This is a genomic window from Polaribacter sp. L3A8 (assembly GCF_009796785.1).
Taxonomy (GTDB): domain Bacteria; phylum Bacteroidota; class Bacteroidia; order Flavobacteriales; family Flavobacteriaceae; genus Polaribacter.
This window is the reverse complement of record NZ_CP047026.1, coordinates 101253-126883: the sequence shown is the minus strand read 5'-3', so window position 1 is coordinate 126883 and position 25631 is coordinate 101253. Positions and strand designations below refer to the sequence as shown.

Genomic DNA, 25631 nt, shown 5'->3' with positions numbered 1-25631 from the left:
GATACAAATCTAAGTTAATAAAAAAATGTCTTTTACAAGTAGTTGGTCACACAAATTAAAGTATCGATGAAGTGCAGAAAAGTATCGATGAAATATTTTCATCTAAAGCAAAAAACTCCAACTTTTCAGTTGGAGTTTTTATAAAAAAATATTTAAATTTATTTTCTAACTGCTTTTACAATAGCTAAAGCTGCTCTTACATCTTTTTCTAATTTTGCATAATCTTTGTTAGCAATAATTTCTTTAGAAATTAATTTAGATCCCATACCAACACAAGTTACACCTGCATCAAACCAACCTTTTAAGTTTTCTTCAGTAGGAGAAACTCCACCTGTTGGCATTAAACTAGTCCAAGGTTGTGGTCCTTTAACTCCTTTTACAAATTGAGGTCCATAAATATCTCCAGGGAATAATTTTACAATTTCGCATCCTAATTCTTCTGCTCTGGTTATTTCTGTTAATGTACCACAACCAGGAGACCATAATACTTTTTTACGATTACAAGCAATTGCAATGTCTTCTCTTAAAACAGGAGTTACAATAAAGTTGGCTCCTAAAGCCATATACAATGAAGCTGCTCCTGCATCTGTAACAGAACCAACACCCATAATCATACCCGGTAATTCTGCAATAGCATATTTTGTTAACTCACCAAAAACTTCGTGAGCAAAATCTCCACGTGCTGTAAACTCCATTAAACGAGCTCCACCATCATAACATGCTTTTAATACTTTTTTACTTAATTCTATATCGTTATGAAAAAACAAAGGAATCATCCCTGTTTCTTTCATTACTTGTGCTACTTCTAATCTTGAAAACTGTGCCATTTCTTTTATTGTTTAATTGTGTAAATGTTTAACTGTGTAAATACTCTGACCAATCTTGCGATTAAACAAATTAACACTTACACAGTTACACCAAAATTTATCTTGCTACTCGTCCAGATGCATCACCACCCATTAATTTTTTTACTTCTGCAACTGTTACTAAATTTGCATCACCTTTAATAGTGTGCTTTAAACAAGATGCTGCAACGGCAAAATCTAATGCATTTTGATCATCTTCTGGGTATGTTAATAATCCGTAGATTAAACCTCCCATAAATGAATCTCCACCACCTACTCTATCTACGATATCTGTAATTTGGTACTGACGTGTTTGTAACATTTTTTTACCGTCATATAAAACTCCTGCCCAAGTATTATGAGAAGCAGAAATAGAACCTCTTAAAGTAGTAATTACTTTTTTAGCTCTTGGAAATTTCTCTGTCATTTGTTGACAAACTGATAAGAAAGCTTCTGCTTTTACATCATGACCAGCTGTTTGTACTGCTGCTCCATCTGGTTTAATACCAAAGTGCATTTCTGCATCTTCTTCGTTTCCTAAAATAATATCACAGTAAGAAGTTAATTCTGTCATAATAGATTCTCTATGTGCAGCATCACAGAAATTCCATAATTTAGCACGATAGTTTAAATCTGTAGAAATAGTAATTCCTTTTGCGCTAGCCGCTTTTACAGCTTCTAAACAAACATCTGCAGAACCTTGAGAAATTGCAGGCGTAATTCCTGTCCAATGAAACCATTCACAACCTTCAAAAACAGCATCCCAATCGATCATTCCAGATTCTATTTCTGCAATTGCAGAATGCGCTCTGTCATAAACCACTTTAGATCCTCTAGATACAGCCCCTGTTTCTAAGAAATAAATTCCTAAACGGTCTCCACCATAAACAATCTTATCTACACCAACTCCTCTTTTACGCATTTCCATCATTGCACACTCACCAATATCATTTTTTGGTAAACGCGTTACAAAATCTACATCTACTCCATAATTTGCTAATGATACTGCTACATTAGATTCTCCTCCACCATAAATAGCGTCAAAATTATTTGCTTGTGAAAATCTTAAAAATCCTTGAGGAGCTAATCTCAACATGATCTCTCCAAATGTTACTACTTTTGCCATTCTAAATTCTATTTTAATATTACAGTTAATTGGTTAAACGTTTAAGCAGTTTTCTAAAATAAAATCAAAAAGAAAGATTTACACTATCATTTTGATTATAAATATTATCGTACTACATTTGCTTAAACGATTAAGCAAAGATATAAAAAAAATATTATCAAAAAGAAAACTACCATAAAAGATATTGCAAATGTTCTAAACATTTCACCTGCAGCTGTTTCTAAAGCCTTACATAATGATACTCGAATTAGTGAGAAAACAAAAAAAGCAGTTAGACAGGTGGCAAAAAATCTTAATTACCAACCAAATTATTTAGCAAGTGCACTAAGAAGTGGAAAAAGTAAATTAGTAGGTGTAATTGTACCTAGAACAAACAGCAACTTTTTTTCATCAGTCATTCAAAATTTAGAAGAGGTATTAAATAAAGAAGGTTATAATATTATTATTACACAATCTAACGAATCGTTTAAAAAAGAATGTGCCAGTATTGACACCTTATTATATACACAAGTAGATGGCATAATTGCTTCTATGGCCAATGAAACTGTAGATTTAACGTATTTTGAAAAAGTTAAAAAAGCAGGCATTCCATTAATTATGTTTGATAGAGGTGAAAATGATTTAAATGTAGATTATATTGGTATAGATGATTACAATAGTAGCCAAATAATTGTAGAACACCTTGTTGATAAAGGATGCAAAAGAATTGCTCACATTGGTGGTTTTAAGCATACTAGAATTTTTAACAACAGAATTAGAGGGTATATTGATGCTTTAAAAAAGAATAATTTACCTTTAGATGAAGAATTACTAATAGAAAGTAATCTTAGTATAAAAGATGGAAGAGAAAAAATGACTCAGCTTTTATCTCTAAAAAACAGACCAGACGCTGTTTATGTTGCAGGTGATTATGCTGCATTAGGTGCTTTACAAGTATTAAAAGAAAATAATATTAAAATACCTAATGAAATTGCTTTGGTTGGTTTTGGTAACGAACCCTTTACATCGATGACAACACCTACAATAACAAGTATAGATCAACATAGTGATGAAATTGGTAAACAAGCTGCTTTTGCATTCTTGGAACATGCTAAAAAAGCAGTAGTTAAACAAACGTTTACTAAAAGAATTTTAGATGTTGCTCTTATAGCTAGAGACTCTACAAATACAGAACATTCTTAACCTTTTCTTTCTATTTTTTTAGAAACTTTACCGTATTTTTGTTCTCTTTTTAAAGAGCTACAATTACTTGCTATGAAACAACTCATTATTTTATTATTACTAATTATTGCTTTTAGTATTGGTTATGGAAAATACCAGCAATACAAAAGGTACAACGCTCCTAATATTAATTATAAAACAATAAAAAAAATAGATTTAGCTTATTATAACCAAGAAACTGTACTTAGTTATTACAAGGTAATTGAAGACATAAACAGCTTTGTAAAAATGCAATGGACTGCTAATAATATAGATATTAGAGCTCCTGAAGATGCTACTGAAGAAACTAAATTAGCCGTTAAAAAGTATGCAAATAAACTTGCCAGCATTAAATACTATGAAAGTAAATTAGAAAACTCTAAAATTTTAAAAGCAAACGGTTTAAATAACAAAGAAATACAATTTTTAGAAGAAACAGGAACTGATTTTAAAGCCTACCAAAAATCTTTAGTAAAAAACAAAATTAAAAGGATGTTTAATCCTGATAAAGCATTGATTAATGGCTATAAAACTGCTTTTATTTATGAAATTCAAAAGCAATTAAATAAAAAAGGTTTTGAGATTACTACAGATGGTGTTTATAAAATTGAAACACTGAATGCTATTAAAATTTTCGAAGAAAAAAACAACCTATTTGCTGATGGTGTTTTAGATATTTTAACTTTAGATACTTTATTTGAATAACCAAAGATGTTAGCTTTTACTAACATCTTAAAATTATTTTTTGCTTTTTGAAGCCTTTACCTTTGAGTCAGTATTCTTAGGATTTTTGGTTTTCTTTTTCTTCTTATTTGGCATTTTACCTTTTATTCTATCTTTTTCAATAGTAATGTCTGCCATAAATTCTGAATTAAACGTATGCTCTTTTGCTAATTTTATATATGTTATAGCTGTTTTATAATCTTTTAATTGTTCATATAAAATGGCTTTTTTAAGATATAAAAGTGCTTTATCAGATCCTTTTACTTTTAATGCAAAATCTATAAAATCTTCTACTTCTTTATAATCTTCATTCCATAAAAGTGTATTTATATAAGGTGCATATACCTCAAAAGCATGAATATTTTCTGCCAAAGCTTGTTTAAAATAAACAATTGCTTCTTCATATTTATATAACTTTTCTGCATAAACTCTTCCCATTAAAGTTAATGCCATTGTATTTTTATCATCGTAAGACAATGCAAAATTTAAAGCCTCCATTACCTCTTCTAAATCGAAAGGGTAACTTTCTAATGCTTTAAAAATATAATTATTTACTAGTGTTCCCATTTTTTTTCTTTGTTTGTCATTGTAAAATAAATGACTCTTTTATTCTATTTTAAAAATCATTTTAAGTGGATTGCGCTACTTTTAAATAATTTTTTATTTTTTTTAATGTCTCTTTTTCATTTGTATGCTATTATAATATACACCTTTTTTTTTGTAAATTATTAATAACAACATCTTCTTTGTTTATATATTCATCAATTGTGCCATTTTATAAACTGCTTTCTAGAGAAAGAATTGTTTATCAATTCTATTAGAAATATTCTTAAAACTTTAGCAACGACAAAAGTACGTCCTCTTTTTCCTTTTTTTACAGATATTTCTATTATATTTTTATCTTTTGAAATAAAACAGTGAAAAAGGTTTAAAGTGGACTTTTATAAAAATACAAATACGTTCTTCTATTTTGTTAATTCGTTGGCAAAATTGCTTGCGTTAGGGATTGAAACGGCATCCTTTTTGTTTTTTTACAAAAAGATATAGTGAAAAGCCCGACCTTTAGGTAACGCCCAAAAAGAATATTATTTTGCATAAAAAAACGTCTAAAAAATTAATTTTAGACGCTTATACTATTTTAATTTAATGTTATTCTTTTATAAATTTTGTAGTTCTGACCGTATTATTTACGGTGTAGTTTATTAAATTAATATTAGATGCTATGTTAGAAACATCTATAGATTTAGTGTTTTTACTGATGGCTTTTTAGATATTTTAACTTTAGAGGCTTTATATTATTAATAAAGCATACCATATTAATTTAAATAAGCAGTACAATAATTATTTTATTGTACTGCTTACTATTTTTTATACAAACTTGTTTTTTTTACAATTTAGAAAGTAAGATTGTTTTTAGAACTCCTTTATTTTGAATAGAAACAACATATAAACCTGTTTTTAATTGAGAAATATCTAATACTGTTTTAGATGTATTTCCTAATGTTTGTTTTATTACAACTTTACCTTGCAAATCGAATATTTTTACGATTGCTCCTTTTTCTGGTATATGGGTAATTGTTAACTGTTGATTTCTAACAGGATTAGGATATAATTTTATTTGCTCTTTTATTTTTATCTCTGAAACTTTTTGTAAACTTTGTACACTATTACAACTTGGTGCTGTTGTAGAATTATTAAAGTAAATTGTAAAGTTTCCACTTTTAGAAACCATTACAAAATTTCCATTATTTTCTGCTACCCAATAAGAATCATCTAAATTAGAAATACCCGAATTACTGATAGTTAACTCTGGTTTTGAGTTACCAAAATCATAAGTCATTTTCTTTTTTAAATCTAGATAATAAGTAGGAACACCATTCTTGGTATTTATTGCAAATCTGCCCAATATATTACTTGTACTATTCCAGTTAATTCTAAATTTTTTTAAATTAGATAAATCTGGTCCTCCTGTACCAAGTACGTGTGCATTTAAAAAAACAGCATCTGTAAATGTTGGTAACGCGTTTGGTGATGGCGTATTAAAAACACAACTTGTATCTGTATCTATTACATTACTTACTGTAACGGTAATATTAGCTTCTGCTGTAGCGCCTATATTATCGATTGCTTTTACAGACAAATTATAGTTTCCTATTTGTGCATTTGTAATGCTATATTTATACGGAGCTGAACTATCTTCACCTAATTTTTCGTTATTATTATAAAATTCTACTTTAGCAATACTACCATCACTGTCTGCAGCAATAGCTTCTATAGAAATTGTTTCTCCTACTGTAAATTTAGTTCCATTATTAGGCAATTTAATGCTAACGGTAGGGGCACTATTACCTGTGTCTCCATTATCACATTTTACAATATTCCAACTAGGGCAAGATAAAACCATAGCTTTTAAAGAAAAACTACTTGTTGGGTCTGCTGTATTAGGATTACGAGTATTGTTCCAGAAATGAATTTCTGAAGGGCTACCTCCTTTTGCTCGCATTGAAGGAATATCTGCTCCTCTTGTACCTAAATTAAATGTATTATTAAAAACAGCATTTCTATAACCTGTATTGTAATTTGTTTTTCGATCTTGAAAATCTATTGCAGAATTTATAATTGTAGATCCATCTAAATTAAAAGTATTACCATACACAAAGGTATACGCTCCTTTAAGATCTATAAAAGCGTCTGCACTATTTTCTCCTGTAATTCCCTCTGCAGAAAAAGTACAGTTTCTAATAATAGTATTTAAAGTTCCTTCTTTTATATCTACCCCTTCTGCAGCAACATTAGGACCAATAATACAATTTTCTATTGTATTATTATTACAATCTGGACTATAAGGATTGTTGTGTTGAGATTTATCTGAACCAACATACAAACCCTCTCCAAAACCTGGTTTTTTAACACCTGTATTAGAAACGTTACAACCAGTAACTAAATTATTACTAGAGCCATCTCTTAAATGTATACCTTCTTCACCTATATCTCTAACAGTTATGTTTTCTATAAGACCATTATTTGCATTATCAAATACCAATCCTTTAGAACCATCTTCTAAAATAAGGTTTTTTATTTGCCAGTAATCACCTATAATTCTCATTACGTATCCATCATATTTACCTTCTTTTCCTTTAAGAATTGGAGGGTTAAGAGCATCTTTTGCTCTAATTATAATAGGCTTATCTGCATTACCATCTTTTGCAGAAAAAAATAGAGATGCTCTACCATTAGTATTGTCTTTTTCTAATGCAACATAAGTACCTGGAGCTATAATAATTTCGTTTCCTGGTTTTGCATTTTTCATTGCATTTAAAATACACTCTACGGTATTACATTCAATTTTACCTGTAGTGGTAGTATCTTCATTTTTAGGAGTATCATCAGACCAGTTTTTTATAATGTCTTTTACAAATACTCCTGTTGCAGTTAAATCATCATTTTGCAACCCAGAAATTCCTTTACCCGAATTTATAATTGATGCGCCTTCTGGTTTATCACTAACCGCCCAATTTACATGACTTATTTTATTTTCCTTTAAAAAACGCATCCATTCTTCTGTTTCGGAAACAGATGCATCTCCTTTACCGTCTGCATTTACAGCTCCCCATTCTGTTGCAAAAATTGCAACTCCGTTATTTAATGCTTTTTTAACTTTGTCTCTTAAAAATCCAGAATGTGTACCCGCATAAAAATGTAAAGCATATGCTGTATTACTATCTACTATTGGGCTTTGAGATGCAACATCAACATCTTGAGACCAATTAGGGGAACCTACAATGATTAAATTATCTGAATCTTTAGAACGAATTGCATTAATTACCTGAGTAGCATAAGATTTTACCACAGACCAAGGTTGCTTTATGGGTTCATTATAAATTTCATAAATAACATTATCATTTTGTCCGTATAACTCTGCCATTTCTCTAAAAAAGGCAACAGATTCTTCTTGATAATTTTCAGCCTCATGGGTATGCCAATCTATAATAACATAAATACCTTTGGCTATTGCAGCATCTATTACTTTTTTAATTTTGTTTTTTTGAGCAATAGGACTATCAATGTATCCTGTTCCTCCATCCCATGATTCTTTTACACCCATGGCAATTCTAATAATTGAACTATTCCAATTATCGGCTAAATGATTCACTGTACTCGAATTGTAAAAATCTGAAGAATCTCCTGCGTTACTCCAAAATAAGCTGTTACCAGCTAAACTAATAGAGGTGCCAGATTTGTCTACAATAGTATTACCATCAACCCGTAATCTACCATGTTTATCTACAATAGATTGAGCTTGAATACCATAGGATATTAATGAAAAAATAAATAATGCGTAAAATTTTAGTTTTAGTTTGGTCATAATTTTAAGTTTTTATATCGCTAAATTAACACAATTACTCATCCTAAAAAACTAAAAAACAAAACACAACTACCTAAAAAACAAACAATTAAACTATTATGCTCCTATTTAGGATAATAGTTATATTCTTTTGATAAATATTAAACTCAGATTAAGTTTATTTCTTCTAAAAAGAATGGTTTGATAAATAAAATACATCTATCACAATTATTTACAACAAAAAAAAGTGCCTAAAATTTAATTTAGACACTTTTTTTATTTTATTTAAAGTTCTTAATCTACAATATTGAGTTTTATAGTAGCAAATGAAGTCAGTTTATATTTACTCATACATTAAAAATTACTGTTTTGTTTATAATTTAAGTTATAAAAAATGCAAAAAAAAGAGATCCTAAAATAGCATCTCTTTTAAATTATTGTAAAGAAATAAAGTTATTCTTTAATAAACTTTGCAGTACCTACAGCATTATCTACAGTGTATTTAATTAAATAAATACCAGATGCTAAGTTAGAAACATCTATAGATTCACTGTTTTTATTGATTGCTAAACTGATAACTTGTTTCCCTAAAATATTATAAATGGCAGCATTTTTAATAGTGCTTTGTGCAGAAATATTTAAACTGCTCGTAGTTGGGTTAGGATACATAGAAACATTTAGTAATTTATTGTCTGACACGCTTGCAGTTGCTGCATTAAACAACATAAGATCGTCCATATAAAAGGTATAGTTTGCACTTCCGTCTCCCATAGTTCCTAAATCGAAAATTAAAACAACGCTATCATATGATCCACTAGGAATTGCTGAATAATCGAACGTAATTGTTTCCCACGCATTTGCTGTGGTTATGGTTATTTCTTTCTCGAAACTAGTAGCTGGACTTGCAGAATTTTCTACTTTTAATAACACTTTTGCATTTGATCTTGGCGAATATACTTTCATTGTAAAAGTATCATTTGCTGCAAAATCCATTGCTGAACTTAATTTTACGACACTGCCACCCCAAGGTTGACCTGCATTTTTTACCATTTTACCAACATTTGCAGAAGAATTATCTGCATTGTTATATGGATTTGTTTCTGTGGTAACAACTCCTCCATCAAAATTGGTCCATGTTGTTGCACTTTCAAAATCTAAAGGTAATGCTACTGTAGGAAGCACAACACCTGAAGAAGTTAATGCAATATCATCTATATAAAAAGTAAAGTTAGCAGAACCATCTCCAACTGTTCCATTATCAAATATTAAGACCAATTTATCATACGAATTAGCCTTACTAATAGTTGCATAATCAAAAGTTAAAGTTTCCCATCCATTTGCTATGGTTGTTAGAACTTCTTTACTAAAATTAATTCCTGCATCTCCAGAATTTTCTACTTTTAATAATACTTTTGCTCCTACTCTTGGTGAATATACTTTCATTGTAAAAGTATCATTATTCGCAAAATCCATTGCAGAACTTAAGGTTAACGCACTTCCTCCCCAAGTTTTACCTTCAAATTTTACCATCTTACCAACTTTTGCAGAACTATTGTCTGCATTGTTATAAGGGTTTGTTTCTGTTGATACAACTCCTCCATCAAAATCTGACCAAGTTATTTCGCTTTCAAAATCTAATGGTAAAGAAGCTGTACCTGCAACAGGTGCTTCTGGTGCATCTGTTAATTTTTCTGCATTAAATTTAATATTGTCTATATATATGGTATTTCCTGCTGCTCTATCTGCCATATCTTGCGTCCAATCTACAAAAACAACCATTTGACTGATGTTAGATAAATCTCCATTAGGGTTTATTCCAGAAAGATCGAAAGTTAATGTTTGCCATTCATTTACCACTGTATTACCAACATTCTGGTCTGTAATTTGAAATGAAGTTCCTGCACTATTTGTTCCCATTTTAATACCTACAGTACCTACGTAATTCTTATGTACGTCCATAGTTAAGGTTAGGTTGCTGGCAACACTCATGTCTATTTTCCAAGTACCAAATTTAGAGTCTTCCCATTTATTATTAACACCTGCGTAAAAAGCATTGCCAGGTCCCATAACAACTTTCATCACTTTAGAAGCGGTAGTATTTACACCATTTAAATTGGGGTTGTCAACAATCTCTGCAGGAGCAGGTTGGTTATCAAACGTATACCAATTAGACGCAATTCCAGATGGTGTACCTTCTTCAAAATCTAAATGATATTCTTGTTGTTGAGAAAAGCCTATTGATGTGATCAATAAAGCAAATAATAGAGTAATTTTTTTCATAATAGTTATTTCTTTAAATTAGTATACTCAATATTAACCTTAAACTATGCAATATTGATTTTTAAGACCTGAACAAAAAACATACAGTTTGAAAAAAATGATAAAAAAATGAATTAAAATAGTAACAAAAGCAATGATAGCATCATAATAATAGTAAATTATTAAGAATGAATAAAAGACAACAAATAGGCATTATTTTGCATCTGTATAGGTAATGTATTGTTTAAATTACAAGTGTTGTTGTTCTAATTTTTAATGTATACCTGCATTCAAAAAAAAGAGGACTATAAATAACTAAACACGGACAATAATAGCACAAAAAAAACACATTAAAAACCTAATAAACAACAACATAACACCACTAAAAAAACTATTAAGAGCTTAATAATATAGAGCTATTAAGTAAGTTACACTCGTTATTAATATACTTATAACCATAACCAACCTCTTTATATAGATTGATTTTGATACTTTTTAAGGACTTCTTAAATAAACATAAAAAAACGCTATAAATATCAAGTATTTATAGCGTTTATTAAGAAACAGAAGTTGTTTCATTGATAGTATATGCTAATTTATATTTTCTTTAAAGTTTCTTGCTTTAAGGCTTTTCTTTTATTTAATTCTGTGCTAATTTCTATCGCTCTTTCTTCTGTTAAATCGTAATCTCTCATAATATACATAGCAATTGCGGTACCTAGAATAGGAAAAACAGAGAAGAAAAATCTTAAACCAGTAACTGCTCCTTCTGGTTGGGTAGCGGCATCTGGTGTAAAATCTACCATAAGCATTATTAATCCACTTAAACCACCTGCAATGGCAAAACCAAATTTTACCATCCACCAATAAATTGCACCAAAAATACCTTCTCTTCTTTGTCCGAAATTTAATTCGTCTAAATCGCAAATATCTGCGGTCATAGACATCATTATTGTAAATAAACCACCTATACCAAAAGAGAAAAAAGGTAACGCTAATAAAAACATATAGGGTTTTCCTGGTATAAAAAGAAACCACAATAAGATATAACCAAAAATAGAAATTCCTTGTGAGATTAGAAACGCATTCTTTTTACCCATTGTTTTAGATATTTTAGCAACAATAGGTATCACCAAAAAGGTAGTTATTAAAGCACCTACACTTCCAAATAATGTTGGCCAAATCCAAGCTGCACCAGCATCACCATTAAACAAATAATATACAATAATAAAAAAAGAAAAAGCGGCAACCGTATTAAATGCATTAAAAATAAAGAAGGTAGCTATACAAAGTTTTCTAAATTGTTTAATTTTAAAGGCTTCTTTAAAACCTTTTAATATTTCTCTAAGACTACCGCCAATATTTTTTATTGTTAAAGGCACCAAACTATCATCATCTAAAGTAGATTTATCTTTTAAAAATATGGCGGGTACCATGGCTAATAAAGCACATATAATGGCTACCCAAATTGCCAAAGTTCTTGTTGCAACATCTCCAGAATCAAACCAATTAGGGTCGTACATAATTACCCACAACCAAGGTGCTAACACCCAGGCCCATTGCCCAATCCACTGAGATACTGCCATAATGCTGGTACGTTCATGAAAATCATCGCTCATTTCATAGCCCATTGCCACATAAGGAACACTAAAAATAGTTAAGCCTAAATAGAAAACCAAAGACCAAAATAAATAATAAGCAAAATTATAATTTAAACTATCTTCTCTGTAAAGTTGCCACATTAATGCAAATGAAATACCCATTATAATAGCACCAATAAAAACATAATGACGTCTTCTACCATATTTAGAACGGGTATTGTCTGAAATAAACCCCATTATTGGATCTGTAATAGAATCGAAAATACGAGGAAGAAAATACAAGATACTCCACATCCAAGTTGGGAAACCTAAGTCTTTAACTAAGACCACCATAAAAATACCCAAAGCAGCCGGAAACATTTGATTGGCTAACATACCCAAACCGAATGCTATTTTTTTTCCCATCGGAACTTTAGAAGTTGATTTAGTCTTAGTCATAATGTTTTAGTTTTTAATAGTTGATACCATAATGGTTTGTAATGCTTGTGCATCTATATTTATAAGTGTTTCTTTTTCTGCTAAAAGCAATTTGAAACTCTTTTTTGTTTTTCCTTCATTAAAAACTACCACAGCAATAGAACCATCTGTGTTTTGTGCTGCCGTAACTTGCAATTCTTTATCTGAATTTTCTAAACCAATTACTTTTGCTTCTGGTCTTATATATTTACTAAAATGAGCCATTGTGTAATAAAGTGGAGTAAAATAAACGGCATCAGTTGCTGTATCTACAATTACTGGAGCCACACACCAATTCTCGAACCAGTTTGGTCCTCCTTTTGTGTCTAAAACCATATTCCAATCTACCCAACCGTCTACCCAATTATTTAGGCAACCAATAATATCTCTTGCATATCTGTTTACGGGTGCATATTTAGGATGTAAGTGTTTGTCTTTTTCTGGTGCCCAATCCCAACCCCAATCTGTTGCTTCTTTTTTCCAATACCAAGCGTCATCTTGCCATACCGGAACCTGAGAATCAATACAACCTTCTGTTTCTATTAGGTATTTATTTGGAGCTTTGTTATGTGCATATTGTAACGCTTCCGGAAAAACTTCATAGGTACTTTCGTACCAGTGAATTGCTGTTCCATCATAGTATTTAGAGGAAGCTTTATCTTTAAACATAACATCTACCCATTCTTTTAAACCTTCTCTATTTTGATCGTACCCTAAAATTTTGAGATCCCCTTTTCCATCTGCTTCTAATTTAGGACCTAAATGATGTTGTACAAACTCCGTCATTTCTTCAGGAGAATAATGCATGCTTTCCCAATTATTTCCATTTCCATGTGGTTCATTTTCTACTGTAAATCCCCAAATATCGATGCCTTGTTCTTTGTAAGCATCTGCATATTTAGAGAAGAATAATGCCCAAGTATCATAGTATTTTGGTAATAATTTACCGCCAACCCACTTCTTATTATCTTTCATCCAAGGAGCGGCGGTCCAAGGTGAAGCAAAAATTTTAAATCCGTCTTTAGACACTTTCATGGCATCTTTTATCATCGGAATTAAGTCATCCATGTCTTCCTTAATTGTAAAGTGTTCTAACTCCATATCTTCTGCTACAGGAGAATAAGAATACTGATTGAGAGAAAAATCACAAGAATTCATGTGTGTTCTTGTTAATGAATAATTAGCGCCATCTTCAGCAAAATAAGCTTGTAAAATAGTATCTCTATTTTTTTTACTTAATTTATTTAATAAATATGCTGATGATTCTGTAAAAGCCCCTCCAAAACCAGTAATTGTTTGAAACGTCTCTTTAGGGTTTAAAGTTATTATTGATGCATTTTCATCCGAAGTAAATGTTGAAATAGGTGTTAATTTATTTCCAGCTTCAGAGGTTTCATAAACAGTTACATTTAGTTTGTTATCAACTTGCTTACAACTGATTATCGTTACTAAAAAAAGGATTAGAAAATAGGTTTTTGCTTTCATTGTATTTATTTTTTATAATCTGTATTCGGAACAAGAACCTCTTTCATCAACGCTTCTTTATTTCCATTATATGTTTTTGTAATTGGTTGTCCATTTCTTGTTAAACCTTTAAAAACGCCTTTATCAACCAAATTCCAAAGTGCATATTTAGCTTCTCCTTTTAAATTGATTAAACCAAAATGATTTTCTGAGCCATTTGCATTTTCAGCATCTTTCCATTGTTCATCAAAAGCTTCAAAATAGAAACAAGAAATCCTTTCGTTATTTGTCCATTCTCGCAAATTATTATAATACAAACCTTGCTTGTATTCGTCTGTAGCTCTAGAACCTTGTGCGCCATAATAGCCGTTAGAAATCGTTGCCCAACCTGTTTCTCCTATATGAATAGGTTTGTTTACGCCCAAACTTTTCATATAATTTTTTACAGCGTTGTATTGTTTTATGGCAAACTTTTTAGACCTTACCATGGCTGCATCAATTTTTTCTTTGTCTGATAAATGCAACTCATTATCGGGTACTTTCCAAAATTCTGAATTGTGGTGCGAATTATGATATGGATACGTATGGGTAGAAATATAATCTACGGCTTTTATCAATTTTTCTAAATCGGCTGTATGATATAACGGATCTCCACCACCCCAACAAGAAAAATCGTCTGAACTTGTAATCCAAACATCTTTAGATAATTCTCCATTTTTCTTTAAATCTTGCAGATGATTTACCCATTTTAAAATAACATTCGGTTGTACAAAATAACTTGCTGCCCATTTTACCATCGCTTCATTACCAACTGCAATTACTTTTACAATGTCTGGATATTTATTAGCCAACGCTACGGCTCTCGCTATTTCTCCTTCATTTTCTGGACTTTCAATATTATGATTAGGTACTTTGTCTGTCCAAGCATTTAAACAATCTATCCAAGCCCCTAACATTACATACATTTCAAAATTTGCATCTTCTTTTTTAAGTTGATGAATGGCTTCTAAAACATTTGCAGCATGTGGTAATTTTGGTTGCACATTATAGGTTCTTAAAATGCGAATTCCCATAGCATGCATCAACTTTAAATCTTCTTTTAATTGAGGAATTGTAGGTTGATTGTCTTCTCTAGATTTCTCTCTATAACCTCCATAGGAAATTGCTAAATAATCAGGATTCCCTAAAATATGTTCTGCAGTAAGTTCCTTTTTTTTAATTGCTTGTTTAGAATTACAACTAACGCAAAAAATAAACACAATAATTGCAAAGGATATTTTAAAAATTGAATTCATATTTTGATGTTTAAAATCGTTTTTTTTTTGAAAGGTTTTAAAACCTTATTATGTTTATTCATTACACCTACAAGAAAAAAAGACCTTGCAGGTGGAATCTATCTTTTAATTTTTTTATCAATTATTTTTTTACCGAAACCTCTATTCTATCTATTTCACCTGTTCTTTCAAACATCATTTTAGAAATAGTACTGTTAAGAATTAAGCTTTCTGATGTTGTTATTTTTCCGTTTGTAAAAAAGATTGTTATACTTTCTTCTCCTTTATTTTTATACACAATTGGAATTTGACAATAGGTAAAACAAAGTGAATCTTCTTTTAATTCAATTGATTTTGCTTCTTTACTAATAGCAGTATATTTAAAAGTTTTTGGCATTTTAATAAACTCACTTCCTCTTAATAATCTAGGATTAAAAATGATTTTACCTTCTTTTACAAAAACACCTAACTCTCCAATTCTACTTAACACGTCTTCTTTAACCTGACCTGTCATTCCTGGCTGTTGTGCTCCTTTTCCTCCTGGTGTATGAGAATATGGATCTGTTGGAAAAGCGCCATATAATTCTGGAGATTTATGCACACCAATTCCTGCCTGAATTTCATAATAGTGATCTAATAATTGACCAACTACAGCTTCATCTTCCTTATTTTTAACCGCTAACAAGCAATTTTCTTGAACCGCTAATAATAGTTTTGAAACCATGTGCCAATAAATAGAACCTAACCCTTCATAGCCAAAGAAAGTTCCTGAACGACCTGTAAATGCTTTGTGATTAAAGACTCCTTCAAAAGTTTCTAGTAACAAACCAGCTTCGTTTTCTATTAAATCTGAATACGTTTCTGGTAATGCTAAAAAAGCTCCTTTTAGACTATTGGCATTGTTAAAGTTTGCATTAAAATGATAATTACCTAAAACATCTTTAGTAATGATTTGTGTGTTTCCATCACTAATCAACTTTGATAATAATTTAGACTTATTTACAGACTCTTTAGAAATCACATTTTTTTGATCGAAACGAGGTAAATCTTTATTCGGATATAAAATATAACTGTATTGATCTTCTCTAAACAACGCACTCGCTTTCATACCATCTAAAACTTTTAAAGCTTCTTTTGATGATAAATATCCAGCACTTAAAACAGCAACTTGTCCTTCTAACATTTCTGGCAAATAAGAAATAGCTACTTCGTTATCATTCTTAATAGTCATTAAATTGTAAGAATGATACAAATTATCAGAACGTTTGTTTGCTTTTATGGTATGCTCTAAATATTGTTTTGTAATTGTAAAAAAGGCTAACAATTCTGTTTTAGAAATTGTATTTCTATCACTAGAAAATCCGTTTTCATAAATGGCAGATCTAAACGTACTTGCTGCTTCACCTAAACCATCTAAAACTGTTTTTCTCTCAGTATCAGAAACAGAACCAGAAAGTATTTCTTTATTTTGGTTGAAAGTTGACACAACTTCATTAAAGAATGTTGCCAATTCTAATGAAATCTCAACTTCTTCTGTGGTTGATTTCGTAACTACTTTTTCAAAGAAATTGATAAATCTATTTAAGTAATTTAACGTTACCATAGAAACTCCGTTACCAACTAAAGCGTTATTCGCGTCATTCCATTCCGGACGTTGCGTATTCATCCAAATACCACCTTCTGGGATGAAGTTAGATACTTTTGCTAATACAGTTGCTAATAATTTTTCAATTAAATTCACTTTATAAATAAAGAAGTTTTCATCTCTTAATAAAGCACCATCAGCTCCTAATTCTTCTCTTTTTTCATGAATTTTAGCATCTAATTCATGATCAAAGGCTATAGTATCTTTAGGATTTTGAAGTATACTTTGATAATCTTTAATTTTATAAGGCACATTTGCGTACACAAAAATATCTTCAGAAAAACGTTTTTCTAATTGATTAGGATAATGGTTTTCTATAAATTCTAAGAATTTTAATAAGTAAATTATTTGATGATCTCCCCAATATCCAATATAAGACCAAGGATCATTTTCTTCTATAGTTTCCCAATCGAAACCATCTTTTGTAACTCTATACGGATTGTAACCATCAAAAGTCGTTGCATTTAAAAACTTATGAATCATGCTTTCTATAAACTCAGGATAAGAATGTGCTAAGGTTTCCCAATTCTGAAAAATATCTCGCCAGTTCCCTTCATAATCTAAAATTTTAGAACCATCAATTTCATTTTTTGTGTTGATAGAAAACTTGTTCCAAGGTCTACTTGGATCACCGTGTCTTCTACTAAATTTTAATGGTAAATATTCAAAACAAAGTCTTTTAAAGTTTTTATCTTCATCGTTCTCTGCAATTTCAAGAATCGTATTTAATGTAAATTCCTCTGGTAAGTCATTTAACAATTCTTCTTTTTTCTTGATTACTTTTTTATTTGCCTTTCCAATGTATTTTATAAAATCTTCTTTTTCAATTTTATAATCATCATCAAAAGTACCACCTCTCATTAAGTTGAAAAGTGTATTTGCAAAGTGTCTTGTATTTACTAAAGGATCGTTTGTTACTTGCAAACCATCTGCAGCACCTGTTAAAGCAATTAAGTTTTTAGTACCTAATTCGATATCTTCTAAAATACTTTCAGCTAAATTTTTATCATTTAAAATAGCCTTAGAAATTATTTGAATATCACCTATCGTCTGATTCACATTCGCAATAAAACTCCATTCTTTGGTTTCATTTGCTGATAATTCTAAATCTGCACTGATAAAATAAGCTCCTTTTTCTGCTTTTATATCTACTTCTGGATGTATCTCTTTTCCTCTTCTAAAACTATCTAATTGTAATGATGATAATAAATACGTTGGATTTTCGATACCTAAAGACCAAACGATATTTGCCTTTAAAGCTTCACTTGGTTCTGCTTTATCAACAATAATGGCACTTAATGCATAAATACCTAAACCAGATTCTGCTTGTAATTCACTTTTCTTGTAAGCATCTACTAAATTACTGCGAGAGTTTTGTAAATCTGTTTCTACATCCGAAGGGATAATATTTTGTAAACCGTCTAAAAATGTAATTTGTATTATATCTGAAGAATTATTAATTAAGGTTGATTTTTTTACAAATCCGAATTTATCTGTAGAACTCCATTGATATCTGAAGGTTACTTCTAAATCTTCATTAATTTCTTCGAAAATAACTTTATTTCCAAAACTATTTTTATATAAGTTTTGTTTGGTTTTATACAACCCAATTTGTCTCTGAGAAAAAGGTTCCCATAAATAAATGTTTCCATTTTTAGAAACTTGAAAAATAGATTTACTCCCAGTTACATCTGCAGATTCCGTAATTTTATCATCTGTATAATACGGAAAAAGTGAATACTCACTATTTTTTCTACCAGCTGTAAGACCTCCATTACTAGAAATAAACATCCAATGATTGGAGTCAGAAACAATACTCATAAAGAATGGTCTCATTTCATTACTATTTGCAATTTTATAATAAACTTCATTGTCAAAATTTATCATTTCTCCTTTCACTTCTTGTGCTTGAAAGTCTGCTTTATTTTTTCCTAAAAAGATGGTCTTGTTTGTCATTAAAATTGGTATTCTAAAACCTCTGCAACTATTTAAAAGAGGTTCTAATTAATATTTTATTTTATCAGAATATTAAAAAATATTCTATCGCTGTTTATTCGTTTAGTCTAAAACAACCTCATTATTTGTTGCTTTTATAAGGGCGTCATTTAGTTTAATTTTATTAAAATATTCTAAAACTAAGCTTGTGGTCATTCCTTTTGCATAGGGGTTTAATTGATGTGCTTCTTTTAAAGCATAATAAGCTGCTCTTGGATATAAAGTGTATAAACCTTCGTTATTGGTTGGGCCTTTTGCACAAATACCAAACCATTCCTCATTCATGTTATTATGATTTTCTTGATAGTCATAATCATACGCTTTGGTTGCCCAAGAGGCATCATTATCATGCACATCTAAATTTATGGTCTGTCCGTATTTCCACCAACCATCACTAAATTGAAAAGTAAACCCCCCAATTGCGTTTTCTGCTTTACCTAAACCAGCAACGTTTTTATAAATTTCTTTCCAGTTTTCTACCAAGTAAAAAGCTTGCATTTTTTGATCTTCTTTATTATTGATTGCATTAAAAGCATCGGATCCAAATTCTGTAAATAATATCGGCATATTCAGTTTCTTTTTAACAATATCAAAAGCATCTAAAAAAGATTTTCCACGATACATATTGGTACCATAAATATCTACGTCTTTGCATTCTTCTGCTATAATATCTATAAAAAGTAAATCGCCATTGCAAATAGCTATTGGATGAGCAGCATCTACCTTTTTCATTTGAATAGCAGCCTCATTCATCAATTTATACATTGCTCTACCTCTTATTTCTCCTATTTTTTTCTTTTCAGTTTCTTCTTCAGGAAAGTCTTCTGTTTCTGATCCCGCCCAAAAAAGTCCATAATTATTTTCATTCCCTAAAAGAAATAATAACAAACCCTGTGTATTTTTATACGTTTTAGTCATTTGTACAACTTCTGCTAGTAAAGATTTTTGAGTATCAACATTTGTGTAATCTGTTTCTGGTTTCCAATTTCCGTTTATAGAAACTCCGTATCTACCAAAAGAATGGTTTAGCATGGTGTAAATACCATACTTTTCATAGATATAAGTAATCCATTTAGGTTGAATGCCTTCGTAAACACGAATTGTATTAATGCCTAACTCTTTAAGCAAAGTCATTTCTGTTTCTAATGCCTTTTTTATAAACGCATCAGATTGTTGCCATAAACTGTAAGAAAAGTTGGTTCCTACCGGAAAATAATCCCAATTCATTCCGTTAATGATAAAATCTTCTCCATTAACCATTAACCGCATTCCTTGTTCATTATTTAAAACAACTACTTCAGTCTTATTTTTAGAGCATGAGCTTAAAGCAAAAAGAATAAATATAATTGGTAAGAAAATGTATTTCATGTGTATCTCTTTAGATGATAAAACCTTACTATTTTGTAGCTAATAAAAAGAAGACAAATAAGGTCAATCAATTATAAACTGACCTTATTAAACATCTTCAATTATTTATTATTGATATACTTTTACATAGTCTATTTCCATAGTATCTTCTGTAAACGCTGCATCAACGGTTCCCCCTAAAGAACCTCCCATTGCTACATTAAGAATTAAAAAGAAATCTGCATTAAAAGGTAAATCTGCACTATTAGCAAGCTCATAAAAAGGAACATTATCCACATATATTTTAACAGTTTTTTCTGTCCATTCTACTGTATATAAATGAAATTCTGATGAAGCATTTTCAATTGGAGTAGTTTCACCATAACTTGCATTATTACTACCCGCAGTATTGTACCAGTGTAACGTACCTAAAGAAGTATTTTTATCGGCTCCTGTTTGCTCCATTATATCAATCTCTCCAGAATGTGGCCAACCAATAGTAGAAAAATTAGCACCTAACATCCAAATAGCTGGCCAAGTACCTTGCTCACCAGGCAATTTTGCTTTTACCTCTACTCTACCATAGGTAAATTCATACAATCCTTCAGATTTTAATCTTGCAGAAGTATAACCTCCACTACCATCTGTTTTCGCTTTAATTTTTAAATAACCACCTTCTACAATTACATTTTCAGCATCATTAGTATAAGTTTGCAATTCATTATTACCCCAACCACCTGCACCAAGGTCATACGTCCATTTAGTTGCATCTGGTGCTCCTGCTGTATTAAAATCGTCTTCCCAAGCCAAATCATTATAAATATAACCAGATCCTTTTACGGGTTTCGTAGACGTAAATTTATGGTACCAAGCTCCTCCAGAACCAGAAACGGGGTCTTCTATAACTCTAACAACCAATTCGCTGCTAGACACAGAAATAATATCATAAGTTCCAGAACCTACTAACCATCCCATAAAACCACCATCAGAAATTTCGAAATTTGTACCTCTATATGGCGCATTGTTATACGTACCTTCTGTACCTGCTTTAGATGTAGAAGGACCAAAAGCCACTGTTTTTACACCAAACATTTTTGTTGCTACAGTTTCATCATGACACTGATCTCCTGCAACCCCTAAAACACCAGCATACGTACCTGGTACAAAAGCAGGACCTGCGGTTTGTTCGAATGTTAATCCGTTTGCAGTTCTTGTAAAAACAAACTCATTATCGTACATACAACTTTTTTCATCATCCCAAGCCTTAATACCATTCCACCAAGCCTCATAAGCAAATTCTCCATTACCATAATCATCTGTAACAGGTCCTAAACCAACATGTAAATCTTTATCTGCTTGCCAGTACCATTTTTTACTATCTCCAATATTAGCACCACTTAAAAAGTTTTCTGCATCTACATCAGAAAAAGAACTAAACACTTCTACATCTATTGTTTTTGTTGATGAAACGCCACCTGTACCATTTGCTTTTACAACAACGGTATAGTTATTTACACCTACTTTAGAAAACCTTTTTGATAACACTCCTGATGGAGAAGCTTCTGCAACACCATCAAAATAATACACATAAGAAGAGGCATTTTCTGCGGTTGCAGTAAAATTTACTGTACCACTACCATCTCCGTAAAGATTGTTAGCATCTACGCCCACAATTTCTGCGGTGATAACAATATCTGTAGGAGCTACTATTTCTCCGAATTCATGCTCATTTTCTTGACACCCATAAAAAGCGGCCATTAAAGAAAATAGGATTATATAAATATTTTTTATTTTTTTCATTTTTTATATTTTAATTACGTTAACATGTAAATAATTGTTTTTATACCTAATTACTAGATAATGAAACATCATCTAAATTAACCATACCTACTGCTGCTCCTAAATCGAAAATAACTCTTGCGTCTGAGGCTCCAAATTCTGCTGCAGATAATGTTACAGAATAGGTTGTTCTTGTTGGTGTAATTTCTACCGTTTTAGAATCATTAGACCAAGGGTCTGCACTTAAACCAATACCAGCAATTATAGGTCTGTTTACGTCTGACCAAGCATCAAAAGTTAACGTATATGTGTTTCCTTGAATAATTTCTAATTTTTGACTTGCATTTACATCATAAGAATTACCTGCCGCCGTTACGTTTACAGAATAATAGGTATTACCTGCATCTGTTACTACTGGAGCAGCAGTAGTGTCATCAACACCAATTAACCAAGCATCGCTTCCGTTTTCGAAATCTCCATTAACTATTATATTTCCTGTACCTATAATTAGAGATACATTATCTAAATTAACCATACCTACAGCTGCGCCTAAATCGAAAATAACTCTAGCATCTGAGGCTCCAAATTCTGCTGCAGATAGCGTAACAGAATACGTTGTTCTTGTTGGTGTAATTTCTACCGTTTTAGAATCATTAGACCAAGGATCTGCACTTAAACCAATTCCTGCAATTATGGGTCTATTTACGTCTGACCAAGCATCAAAAGTTAATGTGTACGTATTTCCTTGAATTATTTCTACTTTCTGACTTGCATTTACATCATAAGGTTGACCTGCTGCAGTTACGTTTACTGAGTAGTAAGTATTACCTGCATCTGTTACTACTGGCGCAGAAGAACTATCATCAATACCAATTAACCAAGCATCGCTTCCGTTTTCAAAATCTCCATTGGTTAATAATCCATCATCAAATGCTGGTGCAGTTGTACTTACTTTATAAAAATAAAAGTTATCTAAAAACACGGTTCCTTGTGGTGCAGCAGCAATAACAATTTGGTTGATATCAGAAAATGGAACTCCTGTAAATTCTGATAAAGGAATATCAAAACTTAACCATTTTCCTTTTTCTGTAATTGTATTTTCTACTTCAAATTCAATATTATCAGAACCATCATTGTAACCTGTACCATTAAAGTCAACAAATTTCAATTTAAAAGTATCTACATTCGTAGTCCAAATATCAAAATGAACAAACTCCATTGACGAAGCATCTATCGGAGAAGCCTCTGTTATAATACCCGCATAATTTAAATCTCTGTACGCTAAAACATTGTCAGCATCTACTGTAATTACTTCTTGTAAAGCTAAAGAAGACCAATCTGTAGTAAACGAATCTACGGTAGTTTGTGTATATTTATCTGAAAATATAGAAACTACGTCTGCTGCATCTCTTGTAGGAGGTTTTGGTGCAGCAACAATTGGAACTAAAATTTCTGTTACTTCAAAATCTGCCGTATATGTTGTTGTTTCTACAGCACCACCTTTAGCAATTACCTTTACAGAGTAAGTACCTGCAGTTGGATATTGATAAGAAATTACATCGCCAATATTACCTGTTAAAACTGGTTGAGTTACACCATCTTCACCTGAGTAAAACTCATACGTAGCAGCATAATCTGCTGTAGCAGTAACATTTACTTGTTTAGAAATGGCTACATCATTCTCTAAAGTAACCTCTAAATTTTCTGGAGCTTTAAATGAAACAACTAATTCTTGCGTTGCTTCTGTTGTATCTCCTTTTGTATTATAGGCTACTATTTTTACATTGTAAGTACCTTCTATATAAGTATGTTGGGCGCTTTTACCAGCTTCTACACTTTTTTCTTCGGGAGTTGCATCTCCAAAAGAAATATCAAAATAAGCCCCACCATCTGCAGTTGGTAAAATGGTAACCAACCCAGAATTATCTTGAGATAAATTATAACTAGCAGCAACATTAGTTGGCGCAGCAATAGTATCTAAAAAGTCTAAACTTCTATCTTCTTCTGCACAAGCATTGATAATCAGTAATACTATTAACGCTTTATATATTATTTTAATTTTCTTCATCCTTATAAATATTAATATTTATCATTTTGTGACCAATTTCCTTGAGAAAACTGTATTTCTTCTACAGGTATTGGAAACACCTCATTTTTACCTGTTGTAAAACCTGCTATTTGAGCTCCTCTTCCTGTTCTTACTAAGTCAAAAAACTGATGACCTTCTCCAACTAATTCTACTCTACGTTCGTGATAAATAGCAGCTGTTAAATTAGTACCTGTTGTTGTAATGTTATGATCTGTATCGCCAAAAGCTCTTTCTCTAACCTTATTTAAATAAGTTTTAGCTTTGGCATCATCTGCAGAAGGTCTTCTATTAAAAGCCTCAGCCGCCATTAATAATACATCTGCAAAACGTATTGCTCTGTAATTATTAGGGTTGGTTATATTTAAATCTCCTGCTGCATCTGCATTTCTTTTTCTTGGTAAGTACTTTCTATTATAGAAACCAGTATGCTCATAACCTGTAGTAAATTGTGCACCTGTAGCAGCAGACCAAGCATCGATGTCTAAAATAGCTACGTCTTTTCTATTGTCTCCATCTTCAAATTCGTCTACTACTTCTTGTGTAGGAATATTAAAACTAAAGCCCGATGTAAATAAATCTCCATCATAACCTCTAACCCCTTGAAAACCTACTGCCACATTACCTTCGCTACATTGTAAACAATCGAAACCTGCTCCTTGAGTGTCTGTATATTGAACTTCGAAAACAGTACCTGTTCCGTTTTCTCCATCAAATTCAAAGATTTTATTATAATCAGATTCTAATACATAACCACCATTATTAATTACATTTTCTAAAACTGTAGATGCTTGTAAAAATTTATCTTGATATAAATATACTTTACCTAATAATGCTTGCGCAGATCCTTTTGTTGCTCTACCAACTTGCGGTGCTGTATAGGTCATGTTTGCAATTGCATATTCTAAATCTGCTTCTATTAATGCATAAACATCCGCTTTTGGCGATCTTGGTATTGTTTTTTCATCACCCAAAACAAAACGACCTTCTGCTTTAATAGGAATGTCTCCAAACCATTTTACCAATTCAAAATTATAATACGCTCTTAAAAAACGAGCTTCTGCAATGATAACTTCTTTACCTGTAAAATCTGTTTTGTCTTGAAATTCTAAAATGTATGCAGCTCTATTAACACCACCATACATCCAACTCCAAAGATTTTGAAGTTGATCATTAACAGGTGTGTGCGTCATATCATCTACTTGTTGATACCCTGGTACATCTGTAGCACTTTCTCCTCCTGCTAAAGTATTGTTTGATGCAATTTCTCCCATTAATACATTGATAAATGTAGATTGCAATGGGTCATAGGCTGCTACTAAAGCATTGTAATAATCTGTTTCTGAATTGAAAAAAGATTCAGAATCTTCTGCGTAAATTTTAGAATTATTTAAGTAATCATCAGAACATGCGCTTAAAATAAATAAGCTTGTCATAAAGATGAATCCTAATTTTATTTTTTGATTGTAATTTCTCATCTTTTATT

The 25631-nt window shown here is 31.1% G+C and carries 15 protein-coding genes; 2 read left to right on the top strand and 13 right to left on the bottom strand.

Going from position 1 to position 25631, the window contains the following annotated elements:
• Window positions 1-158 precede the first annotated feature (158 nt).
• Together GQR92_RS00460 and GQR92_RS00455 are read right to left on the bottom strand one after the other, a co-directional pair.
• Window positions 159-827 (bottom strand): bifunctional 4-hydroxy-2-oxoglutarate aldolase/2-dehydro-3-deoxy-phosphogluconate aldolase, encoded by a 669-nt coding sequence (locus GQR92_RS00460; RefSeq protein WP_158837279.1) that lies wholly within the window; start codon window positions 825-827, stop codon window positions 159-161.
• A gap of 97 nt (window positions 828-924) precedes the next feature.
• On the bottom strand, window positions 925-1971 hold the full coding sequence (locus tag GQR92_RS00455) for a sugar kinase (protein WP_158837278.1): 1047 nt from the start codon (window positions 1969-1971) through the stop codon (window positions 925-927).
• Between the two features lie 153 nt (window positions 1972-2124).
• Here GQR92_RS00455 and GQR92_RS00450 point away from each other — a divergent pair, with 153 nt between their 5' ends.
• Together GQR92_RS00450 and GQR92_RS00445 are read left to right on the top strand one after the other, a co-directional pair.
• Window positions 2125-3153 (top strand): LacI family DNA-binding transcriptional regulator, encoded by a 1029-nt coding sequence (locus tag GQR92_RS00450; RefSeq protein ID WP_158841879.1) that lies wholly within the window; start codon window positions 2125-2127, stop codon window positions 3151-3153.
• Window positions 3154-3225: 72 nt separating this feature from the next.
• A complete protein-coding gene (locus tag GQR92_RS00445) occupies window positions 3226-3876 on the top strand; it encodes a peptidoglycan-binding domain-containing protein (RefSeq protein ID WP_158837277.1) in 651 nt (216 codons plus the stop codon).
• A 33-nt stretch (window positions 3877-3909) separates the two neighbouring features.
• Here GQR92_RS00445 and GQR92_RS00440 read toward each other — a convergent pair whose 3' ends face one another.
• The 11 genes from GQR92_RS00440 to GQR92_RS00390 all read right to left on the bottom strand — a co-directional run bounded on the left by GQR92_RS00440 (window position 3910) and on the right by GQR92_RS00390 (window position 25623).
• A complete protein-coding gene (locus GQR92_RS00440) occupies window positions 3910-4461 on the bottom strand; it encodes a tetratricopeptide repeat protein (RefSeq protein ID WP_158837276.1) in 552 nt (183 codons plus the stop codon).
• Window positions 4462-5281: 820 nt separating this feature from the next.
• Window positions 5282-8260 carry a cellulase family glycosylhydrolase gene (locus GQR92_RS00435; RefSeq protein WP_158837275.1) on the bottom strand — a complete coding sequence of 993 codons (2979 nt, stop codon included), beginning with the start codon at window positions 8258-8260 and terminating at the stop codon, window positions 5282-5284.
• 432 nt (window positions 8261-8692) lie between these two features.
• Window positions 8693-10519: a T9SS type A sorting domain-containing protein gene (locus tag GQR92_RS00430; protein ID WP_158837274.1), complete on the bottom strand. Its 1827-nt coding sequence runs from the start codon at window positions 10517-10519 to the stop codon at window positions 8693-8695.
• Between the two features lie 575 nt (window positions 10520-11094).
• Entirely contained in the window at window positions 11095-12537 is a 1443-nt protein-coding gene (locus GQR92_RS00425) for an MFS transporter (protein ID WP_233269918.1), read from the bottom strand.
• Between the two features lie 6 nt (window positions 12538-12543).
• Entirely contained in the window at window positions 12544-14040 is a 1497-nt protein-coding gene (locus tag GQR92_RS00420; RefSeq protein ID WP_158837273.1) for a glycoside hydrolase family 30 protein, read from the bottom strand.
• A gap of 5 nt (window positions 14041-14045) precedes the next feature.
• The gene (locus GQR92_RS00415) at window positions 14046-15314 is read right to left on the bottom strand and encodes a glycosyl hydrolase family 17 (protein WP_158837272.1); all 1269 of its coding nucleotides are present in this window, start codon (window positions 15312-15314) and stop codon (window positions 14046-14048) included.
• 121 nt (window positions 15315-15435) lie between these two features.
• Window positions 15436-18894: a hypothetical protein gene (locus tag GQR92_RS00410; protein ID WP_158837271.1), complete on the bottom strand. Its 3459-nt coding sequence runs from the start codon at window positions 18892-18894 to the stop codon at window positions 15436-15438.
• A 102-nt stretch (window positions 18895-18996) separates the two neighbouring features.
• Entirely contained in the window at window positions 18997-20301 is a 1305-nt protein-coding gene (locus GQR92_RS00405; RefSeq protein ID WP_158837270.1) for a hypothetical protein, read from the bottom strand.
• 108 nt (window positions 20302-20409) lie between these two features.
• Window positions 20410-22080, bottom strand: coding sequence for a family 16 glycosylhydrolase (locus GQR92_RS00400; RefSeq protein ID WP_158837269.1), 1671 nt, complete (start codon window positions 22078-22080; stop codon window positions 20410-20412).
• Between the two features lie 46 nt (window positions 22081-22126).
• On the bottom strand, window positions 22127-24127 hold the full coding sequence (locus GQR92_RS00395; RefSeq protein ID WP_158837268.1) for a carbohydrate binding domain-containing protein: 2001 nt from the start codon (window positions 24125-24127) through the stop codon (window positions 22127-22129).
• Between the two features lie 11 nt (window positions 24128-24138).
• Window positions 24139-25623 (bottom strand): RagB/SusD family nutrient uptake outer membrane protein, encoded by a 1485-nt coding sequence (locus GQR92_RS00390; protein ID WP_158837267.1) that lies wholly within the window; start codon window positions 25621-25623, stop codon window positions 24139-24141.
• Between the last annotated feature and the right edge of the window lie 8 nt (window positions 25624-25631).